The sequence below is a fragment of the Dysgonomonas sp. Marseille-Q5470 genome, assembly GCF_951230145.1.
Taxonomy (GTDB): domain Bacteria; phylum Bacteroidota; class Bacteroidia; order Bacteroidales; family Dysgonomonadaceae; genus Dysgonomonas.
In genome coordinates this window covers 76,197-93,319 of the sequence record NZ_CATNVE010000010.1, presented here as the reverse complement: position 1 = coordinate 93,319, position 17,123 = coordinate 76,197, and the positions used below count along the sequence as shown (strand labels likewise).

The window sequence follows — 17,123 nt, the reverse complement described above, 5'->3', positions numbered from 1 at the left end:
TTATAACTGTCTAAGAGCATTTATATCCTTACAATTTTATCTGATACATATTCAAAATCTTTTAGGTGAGTCGCCATTAAAATTGTAATGTCGGGATATTCACGTTTTATATTCTGAAATATAGCAATAGCATTTTCGGAGCTAATACCGGCTGTAGGTTCATCCACAACTAATAGTTGTGGCTTTTTAAGCAAGGCTTGTGCCAGAAGTAATTTCTTACGCTGCCCACCACTCAGAATTTCGCCGTTCTCTCCCAACCAGCTATCTAGTCCATCGGGAAGCGATAAACGCCAGCTAGTAAGATCTACTGTATCTAGTACGTGTTCAATAGCTTCATCCGGATGACCTTCAAAATTTTCGCGCAATGTTCCCGTTAATAAATAAGCTTTTTGGGTAACATAAATACATTCCGGAACAGGTAGATGAGACAATTCAATATCGTTATTCCAGACTAACGATCCACATCTACGGTATTCAGGATAAAAAAGGCTGTTTAACAAAGTCGTTTTTCCTTTTCCAGTTTCTCCGAATAGTGAAATCCATTCACCTTTTTTTATTTCTAATGACACCTCTGAAGTAGTCACAGATGTCTCAGGGATCATTGCACTCACATCTTTAAGACTTAGGCTCTCCATTCTTGAATGTACGATTACAGTTTCCAGAGGTTTCTCTCCATCCTTGATAATCCTATCAACATCTTCAACTTGATGAGCAACAGCACTCTTTTCTGATTTTCCCGAAAATAGCATTTCTGCCAATTCGGCCTGTGCCATAATACCGAAAAATATCCCGATGGCTGTAGGTGCATCTATACCATTACCAGATGAACTCCATAGTAAAAGCGATGCAATATAACTAAAACCGAGTCCCGCAATTAGCTGCAACCAAAATGAATTGGTTTGTAACTTGTCTTCCAATTGTTCGAGGCGTAATAGCCGTTGTTCGTATTGTCCGATAACTTTCTCTTCCAAACTGTATTTCGATATTTCTATTCTCCCTCTAAAGCTTTGTATAAGAATTTGATTGTTCTCTTCGCGGCATATCTTTAGTTCTTCATAGAGTCTTCTGTTTTTCCTGAAAATTAATTGAGGAATAATAAATAAAAGAATAGCAGATGAAATCAAAAATTCTATTGCAATAGTTTGAGAAAAGACAATAAGAAAGAAAAAATATATACTGAGTGAAATGATTAGTGCCGTAAAAGGTAAAAGCCACAAAAGAATGTGGTTCAATATCTGGTCGATTCCATGTGTACTATTCTCGAGTAGTGTGGAATTATTATTTACCTGTTTTTTGAAATAGGGAAATCTGGCTACGGACTGAAAGATTCTCAATTGCAAGCTCTGCTGAGCATCTAGTGTGGCTTTGTGGTTTTCCAATCGCTCAAAGTATCTTGCAGCCGTTCTGAAAAATGCCATTAAACGGATTATAGCAGATGGTACCAGATACGAAAAAGTAGTACTTGCAGTAACAAACACCACACTACAGATCGCCAAAAACCATCCTGAGATAGCCGGAAGAGCAATAAAAGAGATCGTCCACAATAATAGAAGAAATGCTCCTCGCAACCATTTGCCAGCTAAGGGCTTTAATATATATACTCTTATAAATTTATTCATGACTCATTTGCTCTCCCCAATTTAAGTTTACGATTGTATTCGCTATATTATCGAACAACTTCTCATGGGAAGCGACTATTACTAATCGGTCTTTTGCTAATTTCATTATCTCCGGAATGATGATTTCGATTGTATCGGGATCTAGGTTGGCTGTAGGTTCATCTAATATTGCTATTGGTTTTGGATACAACATCATTCGAGCAAGTGTAACTAATTGTTTTTCTCCTCCTGACAGTTGTTTGCCATTATGACTTAGTTTAGTTTCCCAACCATCGTCCTTTTTAGCAAGTATTTTATCTAAAAACTCAGGGTATTTTTGTGATTTATTCGTTTCATTTTTTAAGAAAACATTATATCTCAAAGTTTCGTCAAAAACGAAAGGAAATTGATTCATGTATGAAGAATTGGTTCTAAGCCACTTTTGCGAATACTTAGTATCCTTTCCGTTTACTGAAATACTATTGTCCTGTAAACACAGGCTTCCGGAGCATATTTTTAGCAAGGTTGATTTTCCTGAGCCCGAAATTCCCTTTATTAATACTAGTCCTTTTGAAGGAAATTGTACATTAATATTGTGTAGAACTTTCACCGGTGAATCGGGATAAGCGAAGTTCAAATTGTTAATAGCTAAATTGTTAAACTGATGATCAATATTGATTGAAGTTGTGTCGATGCCTTCATTTAATATTGGTATTAATAATTTTGCTGCAGCCACAGCTCTGTTTCTGTCATGGTAGGCACTCACGAATTTCCGTAAATAAAAGAAAAAATAAGGAGACATCATTAGTAAAAATAATGCAATCTGAAAGTCGTAACCTTTTCCGTAATTAGGTCCTGTCATAATACCGAGAAGACTCATCCCTAAATAGATTGCAACGACAGCAATACAAATAGTAACAAATAATTCTAATACTGCTGACGATAAAATAGCCACTCGCATGACATTAGTCGTTGCTTTATTTAACTCCTTACTTTTTTCTGACAAGAAATTATATTGAGGTCTGAAGTTATCTAAATTAACTATTTCGGCAATAGTCTGAAGGCGATTATAAAATACAGCTGAATATTTCAAAAAGAGATTAATGTGTTTTTTATGAAGAGCTTCAGCACCTATGCCTATTATTATCATTTGCATTGGGATAACAATCAATGAAACCAACAGTGTAAGACCAACCCATTTTTCGATCCAAAAACTAACAACAAGTATCATTCCACTAACCAAAAGAGATGCCATTGCGTATGGAATAAAAAAGGCATAAAAAGGTTTCAAATCCTCACAAATTCTGGTAATATAGAGAGTGCTTGCTACAGAGTCTAATTTATTGTTGTTTAATAATATGGGATATAGATTTTTTTTGACTTTGGATACAATCGTATTTCCCGCTTTATAGTTGAATATCGAAGCAAAATGAGCAAAGATATATCTAGCCGTAAGAAACACTAATGAATATAGGAGAGGGTCTGGCTGAAGTAATTCTCGATTAAGCCATAAGGCTGCAAATTGTGATAAATACCAGCAAAAAACGATAAAAGATACCGCACTTAAAATAGTAAATACCGCAGCTACAATATATGAACCTTTAGCCTCTGTTATTTTTTTACTCAGCCATCGGGATGCATTATCTTGATTTGAACTCATAATGATTATCTATAATTTTCGTTCATTCATCAACAAAGATAATGAATTACTCCATGTTGTTACAACATATAGTAATGATTTTCCTTAATCCTGGTTTTATACTACAAGAAACGAATTAGGAAATATTAATAGCTATTTTATAAAAACAGAGTCGAGATACCTACTATATGTTATTAATTAGACCTAAAATACCAAGAAAATGCGATTGAAGGCCTTTCTTTCAACAACTAAATTTGCATTTCTAATATTTTATAAAATCAATGAAAAAGAGTTTATTACTCTGCTTTTTATTTTTATGCATTATTGAATCTGCATATTGCCAGTTCTACACTATATCGGGAAAACTCTTAGACAAGAAACATCAGACGCCCATAGAGTATGCTACAATCTCTATCTCAGATCTTGGCTTAGCTGTTACTTCCGACATTGAAGGGAAATTCACTATTAAAAATATTCCAGCGGGATTTTTTGAGCTGAATATTTCTATTTTGGGATATGAGAAAAAAGCATTCAAAATACAAGTAGATAAGAATAAAAACGATCTGCTTTTTTATTTGGCAGAGGATAACTTACTATTGAATGAAATAGTTGTTACTGCAGAGAAGAAAGTGGAAGATCTTACAACAGCCTATACTATCGAACGAGCAGCATTGGATCAGATACAAGTGTTGAATATCACTGAAATAGCAGCTCTTTTACCTGGGGGTCAAACCAGTAAAAAAACACATTTAGCTGGCGTTAGGGGTGCTGCTGATAGCTTCAATCTTCGCTCTAACGGAGGAAGTGAACTAGGCTTATCTTCTTTTGGAACAGTAGTTGAAGTCGATGGTGTACGAATATCCAACAATAGTCAATTTATAAAAGAAGTAAAGGGGGCTGATACCCGCAATATCGCTTCAAATAATATTGAGTCTGTAGAGGTTATAACCGGAGTTCCTTCTGTCGAGCATGGAGACTTATCTAATGGGATGATACGTATAAATTCCAAGAAAGGCAAATCGCCATTAAATATAGAACTAAGTACCAAGCCGAATACGAAATCTATAGCTATCGACAAAGGCTTCCTCCTAGGAAAGAAGTGGGGGATACTTAATACGAGTTTTGAGCATACAAAATCCAACTCCGATATAGCTTCGCCTTATACGACTTATGTCCGGAACAATCTATCTCTGATTTATTCCAAGGTATTTAATCCATATCGGAATAATCCTTTAAATTTTTCTTTGGGTTTGACCGGGAATGTTGGTGGCTATAATTCGAAAGGAGATCCGGATGCTTTTGTAGATACTTACACTAAAGAAAGGGATAATGCACTTCGGTTGAATATGAAGCTAGATTGGCTAATTAACAAACCGTGGATTACTAAATTAGAATTTTCGGGAACTCTTAATTATTCGGATCTACAATCTGAGAAGAAAGAAAACAAGGATAGTAATACTTCAACTGCTGCTATTCATACATCAGAATCTGGTTATTTTATTGGTTCTTTGTATGACATCAACCCGAATGCCGAGATTATACTGATCCCCGGAGGATATTGGTATACAACAAGAAGAGAAGATAGTAAACCTCTTTTGTTTACGGCAAAGATGAAAGCTAATTGGGTACGAAAATTCGGAGATGTTACTAATCGATTCATGCTTGGATCAGATTTTAATCGGACTACAAATCTAGGCAAGGGAATATATTATACCGATATGCGCTATGCTCCTACATGGAGAGAATATAAATATAGCGATCAGTCTGCAGTAAATAATCTGGCTCTTTTTGCCGAAAATGAGGTAGCTTTTCTCTTACCTAGTGAAACTTCATTAAAGGCATCAATTGGTCTTCGAAGTGATTTAACATATATAAGTAAATCCGAGTACGGAACAATTAATAGCTTGTCTCCTCGGGTTAGTGCAAAATATATATTCTGGAATCGTCCCAAAAACACTCTTTCTTTAATGAGTTTACGTGCAGGATTTGGAGATGCTGTAAAGCTTCCTTCTTCATATATATTAAATCCAACTCCTACCTATCAGGATAGATTGGTCTTTACACCAGGTACAACGGCAGAAAATACAACGTATTACGCATATAATACGATGCCCAGTACAACTATTTACAATCCGAATCTTAAATGGCAAAGAAGCCGTTTAATAGAATTAGAATTCAATGCTCGTATTGGACAAGTAGATATTTCGTTATTAGCCTATAATAGTAAGACAATAGCCCCCTATGCTGATGCTACCCTATACACTCCGTATTCTTATAAATTTACAGATCAGACAGCACTTGACAATAATTTAATTCCTGAAGCTAACCGTTCATACGCAATAGATAAGACTACCGGAATAGTTACCGTTTCAGATTTGACAGGGAATTTGCCTAGCCAACAATTAGCTTATAAAGAAAGGAATACATTTAAGACCAATAGTTATTATTACAATGAATCTGATTTTTCGAAAAGAGGGCTGGAATGGGTAATTAATTTCGGAAAAATCCCCTCTATTCATACTTCATTCCAAGTAGATGGATCTTACAACTATTATAAGGGTCTAAAAACAAAGTTGATAGCATATTCGCCCAGCCTTTCTCAAAATATGGCTGACGGAAATCCTTATAAATATATCGGTCTATATGAAGGTACAGATGAAGTTGCGAATGGCAGCCTCTCTAAAAAAATAACAAATAATCTTTCGATAAGTACTCATATACCAGCAATACGCCTCATAGTATCTCTTCGATTGGAAAGTTGCTTGTACGATTATAAGCAAAAATTGAGCGAATCATCTACAGGCTCACGAGGTTTTGTAATAGACAATAGAAGTGATTACATCCCTTCAAATTCAGAGACAAATATCTATAAAGGAGACTATTTCGTTGCTCTTTATCCTTTATATTATGTGAGCTTGGATGATATGAATACAAAAATTCCATTTAAAGAAAAGTTCTTATGGGCCAAAGATAATGATTCCGCTTTATTCAACGAGTTGGCAAGAATGGTGGTTCGGTCAAATGTCAATTACTATTTCAAACCTACAGATATATCCGCATATTTTTCGGCGAATCTGAATGTGACAAAAGAGTTGGGTGATCATGTTTCAATATCATTTCTGGCAAATAACTTTTTTAATAATGTTGCAAAGGTTAAGAATAAACAAAATAACAGTGAATATTCTTTATTCGGCTCAGGTTATTTACCTGAATTTTATTACGGACTAACTCTTCGTATCAAATTGTAAAAAGATGGTTGAGAAAGATGTAAAATAAATATAAACATATAAAAAGTAACTTATGAATTTACAAAAATTATTTTTCTTACTAATAGCAGTTCTTACAATTGGAACTTCTTGTAGTGACACTGATGATGATAAATACCAAACTTATGACGTGGCTGTAAAACTGGTTTATCCGGATGATTACACTTCATCTGAAAATGTTATTGTTACACTCGTTAATACAACTACGAAAGCAGCATATACCGCTACAACAAACGCTTCGGGGGAGGCATCTTTTAAAGTCTCTACAGGTATCTATCAGGTAACAGCGACTGATAATAGGGCCGTTGGTGGAAGCTCTTATGTTTTGAATGGTCAATCGAATCTTACGATTGGAAATAATTGGGTTAGTGCCACCCCGGTTGAATTAAAATTGAATGCATCTAAGACAGGACAAATAGTTATCAAAGAATTATATGTTGGAGGATGTCAAAAGAATGATGGATCGGGAAAATTTCAGAATGATGCATACGTTGTTTTGTATAATAACTCAAGTATTGATTTGAGCTTGGAAAATACAGCGTTAGGTACAACTATACCTTACAATTTTACATCTGCTAATAAATACTATTCGAACGGAAAGCTTTCGTATGAGGCAGAAGGATGGGTTCCGGCAGGAGCTGCTATATGGTATTTTAAGAATCCGGTAAAAATAGCGTCCGGTAAGCAAATTGTAATTGCTTTAAAAAATGCAGTAGACAATACTACAACCTATAGTAATTCGGTAAATTTAGCGAACTCTGAATATTATTGTACATATGATATCTCGGGACAATATACAAATACGACTTCTTATCCTTCTCCAGCTTCTGTTATTCCTACAAGTCATTACTTGTCAGCATCTGTTTATGGAGCGGGTAATGCATGGCCTTTAAGTACTATATCTCCAACATTCTTTATTTTTAATACACAAGGAACAACTCCGGCAGCATTTGCCAGTGATGCAACAAAAAAAGAAGATTATTTCGGAAGTACGGCATTAGTAAACTTAAAGGTTCCGGTAGAATGGATTCTTGATGGTGTAGAAATAAAAGGACAAGGAGTTGATGGCGTTAAGCGATTAACCTCTACCGTTGATGCGGGCTATGTAACAATGATTAATGGTTTTGGGTACTCAATATACCGTAATGTAGATAAAGAAGCAACGGAAGCAGTTGAAAGTAATGCAGGGAAATTGGTTTATAGTTATTCATTGGGAACAACCGATCAACAAGATGGAACAACCGATCCAAGTACAATCGATGCCGAAGCTTCAATTAAAAATGGTGCGCGCATTATATATAAAGATACCAATAATTCAACAAACGACTTTCATCAACGTAAGAAAGCTTCGCTGAAAGATTAATACACAAAAATAATGGCTAAAAAAGTACATAATATAACGATTCTTTTGCTTCTGGTTGGATTTTGTATACCCAAAAAGCTAATTGCGCAATACGAAAAAACAGGATGGGAAAGTTATGAGTATGTACAAGAATCAAATCCCTGGCTGTATTCTGATAATGCAGCCGGGCTTCATACTATTACTATCGACAATCTTTCTTATGCAGAAGCTTATTTTAATAAGAAAAATGGTAAGTTAAGAAACTACTTTCAGTCTGATAATAGTTTCCAATCTGGAGCAGATGTGAAATCTTTATATCGATTAAATTCCAAAACAGTATTTTATGGAAATGTAAATTATAGTCATTTTGAAGGCAAAAATATGGGGGGAGCTACCTTTATTGATCCTTATGTAAGCCCATTCAACATAGTGGAATATGCAGATAGTACGCAGGGGAAAAAAGCGTTGGATATATATCATCTGACAGGGGCATTTAGTACGGAACTTGCCAGAGGATTTAATGTAGGAACAAAATTAGATTATAAAACTTCTAATTATGCCAAATTTAAAGATCTTCGTCATGAAAACAGAGAAATGGACTTGATACTCACATTAGGAGCAGCTTACCGGATATCTCCATTTTGGGAAGCTGGTATTAATTATACATATCGACGTAGGGACGAAGAAATACGTTTTCAATCATATGGGAATACCGATCAACAGTTTAACTCATTGATAGACTTTGGTGTTTTTTATGGGCATCAGGTACGATTCAGTAAAAGTGATGGTTATACAGAGGCTAATACTTTCAAACCTCTATTTGAAGAGTTTCAAGGAGCATCCTTTCAATTAAATTTTACATTATCTCCTAACATATTATTTTTTAATGAATTGACTTTGAAGTGGAGAGACGGATATTATGGTAAGCGTGGCACATCGTCTGTTGTATATACAGAACATACTTCTAAAATAAATGAGTATCGGGGGAATTTGACATTGCTAAATAGTAACGATCGCCACATACTCTCATTTAATATAAGCAGAGAATTGCTCAAAAACTATGAAAATTCATATCAAAGAAGTACGCTACCCAATGGAACTAACGTGATTGACTATTCGAGCCAAGAAGAAATGTTGAATAAGACAATCTGGAGATTTAGTGCTGGGTATACCGCATATCTTGGAGTAAAAGATTATTCTCCTATATGGATATTGAAGATTAATGGAGAAGCAAATAATATGAAGCAAACTGTTTCTATTTATCCGAATTACCGCAAACAAGATATAAATCAATGGAATGTAGGGATGTCCGCCAGTCGTAATATTATAAAATCATTAAATCAGTATAGTTTAACTCTTGGACTCGGTTATATTTCAGGAGGAGGTAACGAAAAGAAAGATGGGACTTATGATTCTTCCACTCAAGGATCTACCTCTGTTAGTTTAGATCGTTATATCTACCGGGAATTCGAATATCTGACGACAGACCGTGTCCGAGGAAATGTGACCTTTCGTTATTCAAGGCTTTTTCCAGGCAAGATAAAAGGGTATGCACAATTTAATTATGCTTTGACAAATGCCTTTTCTACCAAATACATTGGTAAAACTTTTAATGAGCTCGCTCTATCGGTAGGAGTTGGCTTTTAATAAATAGAATAAGGAATCACTAAGAACAACTATCATAAAAGAACCAATTATGAATACAATTATTCAGTGTGACAAAATAACACACTATTATGGAACAAAACTTATCTACCAAGACTTGAGTTTTGAAGTCAAGAAAGGTAAGATATTAGGATTGCTCGGAAAAAATGGAACGGGAAAGACCACAATTATAAATATCCTCAACGGATATCTACGCCCACAAGCAGGTGTATGTCGAATTTTTGGTGAAGAAATGGATCACTTTACGCCACAGACCAAAGCTCGTATAGGTCTTTTGCTCGAAGGACATATACAGCATACGTATTTTAATGTTGTACAAATAGAGAAATTCTATAGTAGTTTTTTTCCAAATTGGAACAGAGATGCGTATTATGAATTGCTGAAAAAACTACAGGTAACTAAAACTCAGAAGATAAGTACGATGTCTTGCGGGCAACGTTCACAAGTAGCTCTCGGATTACTATTTGCGCAAAACCCCGATTTGCTGATTCTCGACGATTTCTCTATGGGATTAGATCCCGGCTATCGCCGCTTGTTCATCGAATATCTGAAAGAATATGCGACAGCCGAAGATAAAACGATTTTCCTTACATCCCATATAATACAAGATATGGAAATGCTTATCGATGATTGTATTATTCTCGATTATGGTAAAATATTACTTCACCAACCTACAAGTTACATCATAAATAAATTTAAACGCTATCGCTTTACAGCCAAGACTGAAGAGATAGGTGTTGTAGATGGATTATGGAATACAGAAAAGATCGGATCGGTTTGGGAAACTTATTCCTTTGACGGAATAGAAGCTGTGAATCAAAAACTAGCTCCTTTTGCTGTTGCTGAGGTAAAAGAGGAAGCATTGACATTAGAGGACGCTTTTATAGGTTTGACAGGTAAATATTAATAAGAAACAGAATATAATAGATATGATACAAGCTCTTTTATTTAAAGAATGGATTAAAACCCGACGTGTGGTTACCTTAATTGGAATTATCTTCGTTGCTCTGATTATTTACACACTAATAAACACAGGACAACAATTTCGTCTTGGAGGCGCTGTACAAATTTGGTCGACAGTGATACTTAAAGATATGCCTATTCTCCCCGGATTTGCACAATGGATTCCTCTTTTGGCTGGTCTTTTATTAGGTGTTTCTCAATTTGCCCCTGAAATGCATGACAAGCGTCTTAAATTGACTTTGCATTTACCTATGTTAGAAACAAAAATTATGTCTGTTTTACTCTTTTTTGGAATAGGCATCTTATTATTTATCTTTTTGTTAAGCTATCTTGTCTTATCGTTTTCTTTTTCTTTCTATTATCCTTCCGAAATTATAAAAGCAATGATATGGGGAAACCTACCATATTTGTTTGCTGGTGTTTTTGGATACTTATTCGCTGCATGGATAAGCCTTGAACCCGTATGGCGTCAACGAATAGGATATACATTGGCCTCTATTGGCTTTCTTTCTTTCCTATTCATCCGCTCCGTTTCAGGAGCCTACATGCCATTTATGCCATATCTTGTAGTTTTAATGATTCTTTGCTTTTTCTTTCCCTTCTATTCTATGTATCGGTTTAAAGATGGGGCACAATAACGGAATATTAATTGATAGAAAGTTACAGAAATGAAGTTTAAAAATATTATTTATATAATCATACTGTTGTTCATAACCTTAATAGGAATGTGGGCAATTCCTGCTTTGGTAAATAAAGCAACATATAACTCAGACCAATATCCTTTTGCCTATTACAGTACAATACTGAAAGATATTGGCTTAATAGATTACAAAAACAAAAAGTTCCCGATGGAAGATTTGAAGGGGAACGAATATAATACAGCGCAGTTCGACTCCCTGATGCCAATGTTGAATTATCGTCAGTTGATGACTGATGGGAAATTGCCGGATAGTATCAATGGGCAAAAAATAACCCCGCAGTTACTCCGATCTAAATCTGTTGTTTATAAATACAAGCCTTCAGATATAAATACTCCTGTCAATGGGCTTTATATTTTATTAGAAACTATGCCTAAGCGTGTAGGATTAGAAATTCCGAACGATGTGTTTCGTCTTAAAAATAACATTGAGTTTATAGATGCGCAAACCAATACATTGGAAGTTGAAAAAAGTAGGCTTTTTCAACAGGCTCTCGACAAAGAAGGGTTTCAGTATCCCGCCCAATGGCTTATAGGAAATCCAAATCCACGTAAGCCTTACGACGAAGGATATTTTGTATTGGATGCTAACAATCAATTATTTCATATGAAGATGGTTAACAACCGTCCTTATATAAAGAATACAAAAATCGGAGAGAAGATACAGGCTTCATATTTCTCGATGCTGGAAGTTGCCGATAAAAGATTCTATGGATTTCTTTTCAGCAAACAAGGCGAACTATTTATTATCGAAAATGATGGAGCTAATTATAAGAAGGTGAAATTGGATATCGATCCGATAGATATGCAAAAAGACGAAGTTATTTTGATGGGTAATATATTTGATTGGACTGTCTCCGTCGTGACACCTTTTGCTAAAAAGATTTATGCACTAGATGCCGAAACCCTAAAAAGAATTGGAGAGCATACTATTGACCGTACGCCCGGTAGATGGGATGCTGTTTCTAAATGGACATTTCCTGTATATTTAACTCTCGAAAAATCAGAGACTAGCTATATACAACCCTATTTTCACTATATAGGGATTTATGGCTTTGCAGTAAATCTAATTATAGCATTCTTGACAGTTCTTTTTATAACGGGCTCTCCTAAAAGGAAGATTTTTAATGGAATATATATCTTTTTAACCGGTATAGCTGGCTTAGTAGCTTTGTTAATCTTGCCTAATTCAAAAAATAAATAAAGTGTATATGAAAAAAATTATGTTATTAGCCTATATGGCTATTTGTTTAGTTTCTTGCACAAGCAAGAGTACGGATAATAAAGAAAATGATACAGATTCGACTTCTGTAGCTCAAGTATCGGGTCTTGCCATGTATTCATTAGATAGCTTATTGGCTGAGGCAGACCAATTAGTTAATAAAAAAGTAATAGTTAAAGGTAGTGTAACACACACATGTAAGCATTCGGGCAAACGTTGCTTTATTGTAGGTGACAACGAAAATGTATCTATGCGGGTAGAAGCTAAAGGAAATATCGGTGGCTTCAATCGCGAATTAGTAGGTTCTGAATTAGCAATCACCGGAATCTTAAAAGAACGTCGTTTGACTAAAGAATATATAGATCAGTATGAAAAGGATGTAAACGAAAAGAAAGTGAAGGAAGACGGTTCTGCTGAAACTTGCCAGGCCGAACTTGCTAATATTAGTGAGATGCGTGATTGGATGAAGAAAAACAATAAAGATTATTACGCCATTTACTATTTAGATGGAGAAGAATTCAGTATCGTCGAGCAGTAGAACATTGCGCCGTTGGGCAAGGATTATTCATAGGGACTTAGGATTTCTAATGGTTGGAGTCAGTCTTGTTTATGCGATTTCAGGAATTCTATTGAATCATATGAACGGAAAAGACCCGGCTTTTCATACCGAAGAGATAACTTTGCGAGCTGAAAAAGGACTTAGTTCGCAAGAGTTGACATATTGGTGGAACGATAGGAAAGATGTTCCGCCTTTGCGGAAAATTCTATCGATAGATGATCAGCATCTTAGATTGATGCTAGACGGTGGAGTCGGCGTTTATAATTCTGGCAGTGGAATGCTGGATTACGAAAAGCATAGCAAACGACAGTTCGTTTATTGGATAAATAAGCTTCATTACAATAAAGTAAAGGGCTGGAGTGTAATGGCAGATTTCTTTGCCGTATCTCTCATTTTCTTTGCCTTGTCAGGTCTTATTATGGTAAAAGGGAAGAATGGTATTAGTGGACGGGGCAAATGGTACCTACTATTGGGGCTTATAATACCAGTCCTTTATATAGTGCTTTCTTGATTTATAAGTGAAAAGAGTATGTTCGTTTTTTTGAGCATACTCTTTTTATATACAACCAATACCTATTGATAATACCTTAATATTCTTAATATCAAATAATAGACAAAAAACCGTTGGTATTATTTAAAGATGCAGAGTAAATAGTCTTTTTCTATTTACTCTGCATCTTTAAATATGTAGTTTTATTCGGGCTAAGGTCAGAAAGTCCCGTCTTTTTTTCGCTCTATTTTACTGCGTATATTTGGATTTACAAGTATGTAGCATCCCTTTACATTTACTTTTATCAGATTGTAGGTTGTACCGCAAGTCGTGTCGGAGGTTATTCTGCGATAATAATATGTTCCTGATCTTATTTGTGTCGGAGGAATATAGGAAGCACTGATAGCTCCGGCTATATTAAACCAGGATACGCCATCTGTACTCGATTGCCATTGATAGGTATAGAATCCCTCTCCACCTGTCACTTCTGCCGTTAGAGTTACTTGTTCTCGTACACATACCTCTAAAGATTGGTCTGCGGTACTCGGTGTGGGTAGCAAAGCTGGTGTCACTGTAACATGTATGCTATCGAGTTTCGCTATACCACAAAACTCAGGTGTAACTGATACTTTATACCAACCTGTCATATTTGTATCTACATTGCTAATAGTCGGATTCTGCATATCAGAAGTAAAATCATTTGGTCCTGTCCATGTATAATTAGTGCTCCCCAGAGTTATGCATTTAAGCTGTATTGTTCCTCCTGTACAAATCGGATTTGAACTCGCATATACTATTTTTGCCGTCTCTAGGTTTGATATCATTATCTGCTGCTTAAATGCGTTTCCACATTGGTCGTTGATACGAATTGTATAAGTCTCATCTGCTAGCCCGTAAGTAAAATGAGCAATACCGCTGGTTGTTATATCTGCAACACCTGGTATTTTCACTGTATTATCTGCATTCCACAACTGATAGGTATAAGGAGCAACTCCATTCATAGCTTTCACCGAAATATTTCCGGTTGTTCCTCCTACACATACATATGCCGAAGTAGCCTTAGGGTCGAGATCTAACGGTGGAGCTGTATAAACAATCGTTGTATCACCAATAACACAAGCGGTAGAATTATTATCTGTTAATATACCTAGCACATAAGTTCCCGGTGCAGAGAAAGTAAAGGATCCGCCGGGGGCAATTACCGTTTTATCATATCCCGTAGGACCACTAGTTAAGCGGTAATATGTATTTGTAGGATTACGTTTATATGTTATAGTACCCGTTGGAGTTATTTTCATCCCCGAACAAGTTTGTTGACTAGTATATCCAAGGTCTTTATAGTTATATATCCCCGGATTATTGAAGGTTGAGACTATCGGATTTCCGCAACCATGATTCACTGTGAGAGTGTAAGTTCCCGGAGGTAAGTTTGTTGCAGGCATAGTATAAGAGGCAGATGACGATGTCATTGTTGCCGATTGTGAAACATATCCAGTCGGTCCTGTTATTGTTAAAGTGGTTCCTATTGGCCAGCCTGCATTTGCGGATATATATAAGCGTCCTTTATCTACAGTACATTTATCATCGTACGAACTGCTTGTGCTCAATGCATAACTTGTCGGTAGTGTGGATGCTATATTACGTGTAGTAGTATAAGTAAATCCATTAGCATAAACTGCAGTGAATGTATATGTTTTACCATACTCTAAAGGGCAAGAATAATTAGTCGCAGTATTAGTTAGGGTTTGGGTACATACCACCACATTATTGGGGTCGGTAATAGTCACCTCAACAGGTATACACTTATGGGTTCCGGTTGGTAGATAATAAACTAGTTGATAACTGTCACAATCAAATCTATTGGTTGTAAATGAAATGTTCCGGTTTATAGCGGAAATTGAACTCGTGACTACTGTTCCATTTTGATCTGTACACGTAACTGTATACTGAGTATCATACTCTAATGTCATTATATCATTCGAGTTGACACTGTTCAACCAGTTTGGATTATTATAGACGATATCTCCCCCTGTTGTTTTTTTTACTACAATATGTAATGGATAACAAAATAATCCATCATAATCTGTCCATGGTCTTACGGTATATGTATAGGTATTGCAATTGCGATCACGCATAGAATAAGTGAAATAGGTAGGTTTTTTTATATTCGTAGTGAAGCTTTTGTAAATGTCATTACAACCTTTCAAACGTATATAAATAGCAAGACTATTTGATGAATAAAAATTAGCTATATTATAAGGAGATATATTCAATAACATTCCGCCAGAGGCAGTACTGTTCCAGTCTGACCATTGGGTTGGTATCTGTCCGGCGGGAGCTGCTCCTATTTCATACATCCTATCGTTGTAATATCTTTTATAATCAGGATTAGCCGATATTTCAGTAGAAGAGGCAGTCCATTTTACATATCCACATGAACCTTGAGTATTATCCAAATCGGGGAGAAAAGCAGTCTGAGTAAGGTTACTAAAAGTAGGAAATCCAGAAATAGTACCCAATGTAAAATCTCTTACTGATGTATAACATCCGTCATTTACTTGTACGGTGTAATTCCCTGCAGGGTAATTTGTGTTAGGAAATGTGTAAACACTTCCACTCTTTGTGGGCGTCACCGTCTGTGGAGTAGCAACCCCTGCGGGTGCCGAGGTAATCGTAAACTTAAAATTTCCACTACCATTGGTAACATTCAGCGCAATAATACCTGTACCACATCCTAGATATGATTTACGTGAGACATCAGAATTAAGCGATACTTCCGGTACTTTGTAATTACCTCCTACAATCAGATTTGAGAGATTTTTAACCGTACTATACTCACTGTCTATTTTACAAAAAGCTCGAACAGTCAGCTGATATGTACCGGGAGGTATATTTCGCAACACATGATCACTTTGAGGATTTATAGAAAAACCGCCCTCAGAACTAAGTCCGTATTGCACATTAAAAATATTTGTGGTATCTCCCCCTAATGTTACGGTTATTTCTCCATTCGACAAACAGGTAGAATTCTTTATTTGGGTACTTACAGTGAAGTTGGGACTACAAGTCTGTGCTCCAATTTGTGACGAGCTAAGTAAACTTATACACAAACAAGAGAATATATAAATAATTCTTTTTGTCATAATATATTTTTATAAGATTCGTCTTTAACAAGAACAATAGTCAATGTACCCTCTAATGGGAAGTTATAATCACTATTTCCATAAATCTCTGGAAAAGTAAATGTTGCAGTATTTCCTTCTATAGTCAAAGTGTACAGAGGAGATAAGGAATATGGCGAAGAAAAATTATCTTCTGGTTTTGGATCTATTTCCTTCTCAGATTCTTTAGCTGGCAATAGTAACATTCCCTCATTGATTACATTATATTCCGCGAGGTTGTTCCACAGAGTACAAGCAGCTAGCTTTCCCGATTGTATATATACCGATAAGAATATGGGATGAATGGGAAATGGCAGCTTGTTTATCCCATCTAGAGATGTGGTGTCATTAAAGGTATGCGTCAATACTTCAGCTTTAGTCTCATAGTTACGAACATTTATTGTGGCACTACGAAACCAATAATTTCCATTAGTCTCTTGTTTTACATCCTTTACTATATTGTTTTGCGCAAATGCAGAAATGGTGCATACGCAAAATATTAATGCATAAAATATTTTCAT

General features: G+C 35.7%; 12 protein-coding genes. 8 read left to right on the top strand and 4 right to left on the bottom strand.

What is annotated here, in order from left to right; all coding sequences use genetic code 11:
• Positions 1–20 precede the first annotated feature (20 nt).
• Both QOX35_RS14330 and QOX35_RS14325 read right to left on the bottom strand, forming a co-directional pair.
• Positions 21–1,619 carry an ATP-binding cassette domain-containing protein gene (locus QOX35_RS14330; protein ID WP_283687499.1) on the bottom strand — a complete coding sequence of 533 codons (1,599 nt, stop codon included), beginning with the start codon at positions 1,617–1,619 and terminating at the stop codon, positions 21–23.
• The gene (locus tag QOX35_RS14325) at positions 1,612–3,258 is read right to left on the bottom strand and encodes an ATP-binding cassette domain-containing protein (RefSeq protein WP_283687498.1); all 1,647 of its coding nucleotides are present in this window, start codon (positions 3,256–3,258) and stop codon (positions 1,612–1,614) included. The genes QOX35_RS14330 and QOX35_RS14325 overlap by 8 nt, the downstream gene beginning before the upstream one ends.
• Positions 3,259–3,518: 260 nt before the next feature.
• On the opposite strand from QOX35_RS14325, the gene QOX35_RS14320 reads away from it, so the two are divergent.
• The 8 genes from QOX35_RS14320 to QOX35_RS14285 are packed head-to-tail and all read left to right on the top strand — an operon-like array spanning position 3,519 to position 13,462.
• A complete protein-coding gene (locus QOX35_RS14320; RefSeq protein WP_283687497.1) occupies positions 3,519–6,485 on the top strand; it encodes a TonB-dependent receptor in 2,967 nt (988 codons plus the stop codon).
• Between the two features lie 52 nt (positions 6,486–6,537).
• Complete coding sequence (locus tag QOX35_RS14315; RefSeq protein WP_283687496.1) at positions 6,538–7,866, top strand: DUF4876 domain-containing protein; 1,329 nt, start codon at positions 6,538–6,540, stop codon at positions 7,864–7,866.
• 12 nt (positions 7,867–7,878) lie between these two features.
• Positions 7,879–9,492 carry a DUF6850 family outer membrane beta-barrel protein gene (locus tag QOX35_RS14310; RefSeq protein ID WP_283687495.1) on the top strand — a complete coding sequence of 538 codons (1,614 nt, stop codon included), beginning with the start codon at positions 7,879–7,881 and terminating at the stop codon, positions 9,490–9,492.
• A 49-nt stretch (positions 9,493–9,541) separates the two neighbouring features.
• A complete protein-coding gene (locus QOX35_RS14305) occupies positions 9,542–10,417 on the top strand; it encodes an ABC transporter ATP-binding protein (protein ID WP_283687494.1) in 876 nt (291 codons plus the stop codon).
• A gap of 22 nt (positions 10,418–10,439) precedes the next feature.
• Complete coding sequence (locus QOX35_RS14300) at positions 10,440–11,111, top strand: hypothetical protein (RefSeq protein WP_283687493.1); 672 nt, start codon at positions 10,440–10,442, stop codon at positions 11,109–11,111.
• Between the two features lie 30 nt (positions 11,112–11,141).
• On the top strand, positions 11,142–12,374 hold the full coding sequence (locus QOX35_RS14295; protein ID WP_283687492.1) for a DUF4857 domain-containing protein: 1,233 nt from the start codon (positions 11,142–11,144) through the stop codon (positions 12,372–12,374).
• A gap of 7 nt (positions 12,375–12,381) precedes the next feature.
• Positions 12,382–12,930, top strand: coding sequence for a hypothetical protein (locus QOX35_RS14290; RefSeq protein ID WP_283687491.1), 549 nt, complete (start codon positions 12,382–12,384; stop codon positions 12,928–12,930).
• Positions 12,899–13,462, top strand: coding sequence for a PepSY-associated TM helix domain-containing protein (locus QOX35_RS14285; protein WP_283687490.1), 564 nt, complete (start codon positions 12,899–12,901; stop codon positions 13,460–13,462). Before QOX35_RS14290 ends, QOX35_RS14285 begins: the two co-directional genes overlap by 32 nt.
• 197 nt (positions 13,463–13,659) lie before the next feature.
• Here QOX35_RS14285 and QOX35_RS14280 read toward each other — a convergent pair whose 3' ends face one another.
• Entirely contained in the window at positions 13,660–16,584 is a 2,925-nt protein-coding gene (locus tag QOX35_RS14280) for a DUF8696 domain-containing protein (RefSeq protein ID WP_283687489.1), read from the bottom strand.
• The gene (locus tag QOX35_RS14275; RefSeq protein ID WP_283687488.1) at positions 16,581–17,123 is read right to left on the bottom strand and encodes a hypothetical protein; all 543 of its coding nucleotides are present in this window, start codon (positions 17,121–17,123) and stop codon (positions 16,581–16,583) included. The genes QOX35_RS14280 and QOX35_RS14275 overlap by 4 nt, the downstream gene beginning before the upstream one ends.

Bases quoted from the DNA above. Each gene is read 5' to 3' on its own strand.
- QOX35_RS14325 (WP_283687498.1), bottom strand. From the start codon at position 3,258: ATGAGTTCAAATCAAGATAATGCATCCCGATGGCTGAGTAAAAAAATA.
- QOX35_RS14310 (WP_283687495.1), top strand. From the start codon at position 7,879: ATGGCTAAAAAAGTACATAATATAACGATTCTTTTGCTTCTGGTTGGA.
- QOX35_RS14320 (WP_283687497.1), top strand. From the start codon at position 3,519: ATGAAAAAGAGTTTATTACTCTGCTTTTTATTTTTATGCATTATTGAA.
- QOX35_RS14305 (WP_283687494.1), top strand. From the start codon at position 9,542: ATGAATACAATTATTCAGTGTGACAAAATAACACACTATTATGGAACA.
- QOX35_RS14315 (WP_283687496.1), top strand. From the start codon at position 6,538: ATGAATTTACAAAAATTATTTTTCTTACTAATAGCAGTTCTTACAATT.
- QOX35_RS14295 (WP_283687492.1), top strand. From the start codon at position 11,142: ATGAAGTTTAAAAATATTATTTATATAATCATACTGTTGTTCATAACC.
- QOX35_RS14330 (WP_283687499.1), bottom strand. From the start codon at position 1,619: ATGAATAAATTTATAAGAGTATATATATTAAAGCCCTTAGCTGGCAAA.
- QOX35_RS14290 (WP_283687491.1), top strand. From the start codon at position 12,382: ATGAAAAAAATTATGTTATTAGCCTATATGGCTATTTGTTTAGTTTCT.
- QOX35_RS14280 (WP_283687489.1), bottom strand. From the start codon at position 16,584: ATGACAAAAAGAATTATTTATATATTCTCTTGTTTGTGTATAAGTTTA.
- QOX35_RS14300 (WP_283687493.1), top strand. From the start codon at position 10,440: ATGATACAAGCTCTTTTATTTAAAGAATGGATTAAAACCCGACGTGTG.
- QOX35_RS14275 (WP_283687488.1), bottom strand. From the start codon at position 17,123: ATGAAAATATTTTATGCATTAATATTTTGCGTATGCACCATTTCTGCA.
- QOX35_RS14285 (WP_283687490.1), top strand. From the start codon at position 12,899: ATGGAGAAGAATTCAGTATCGTCGAGCAGTAGAACATTGCGCCGTTGG.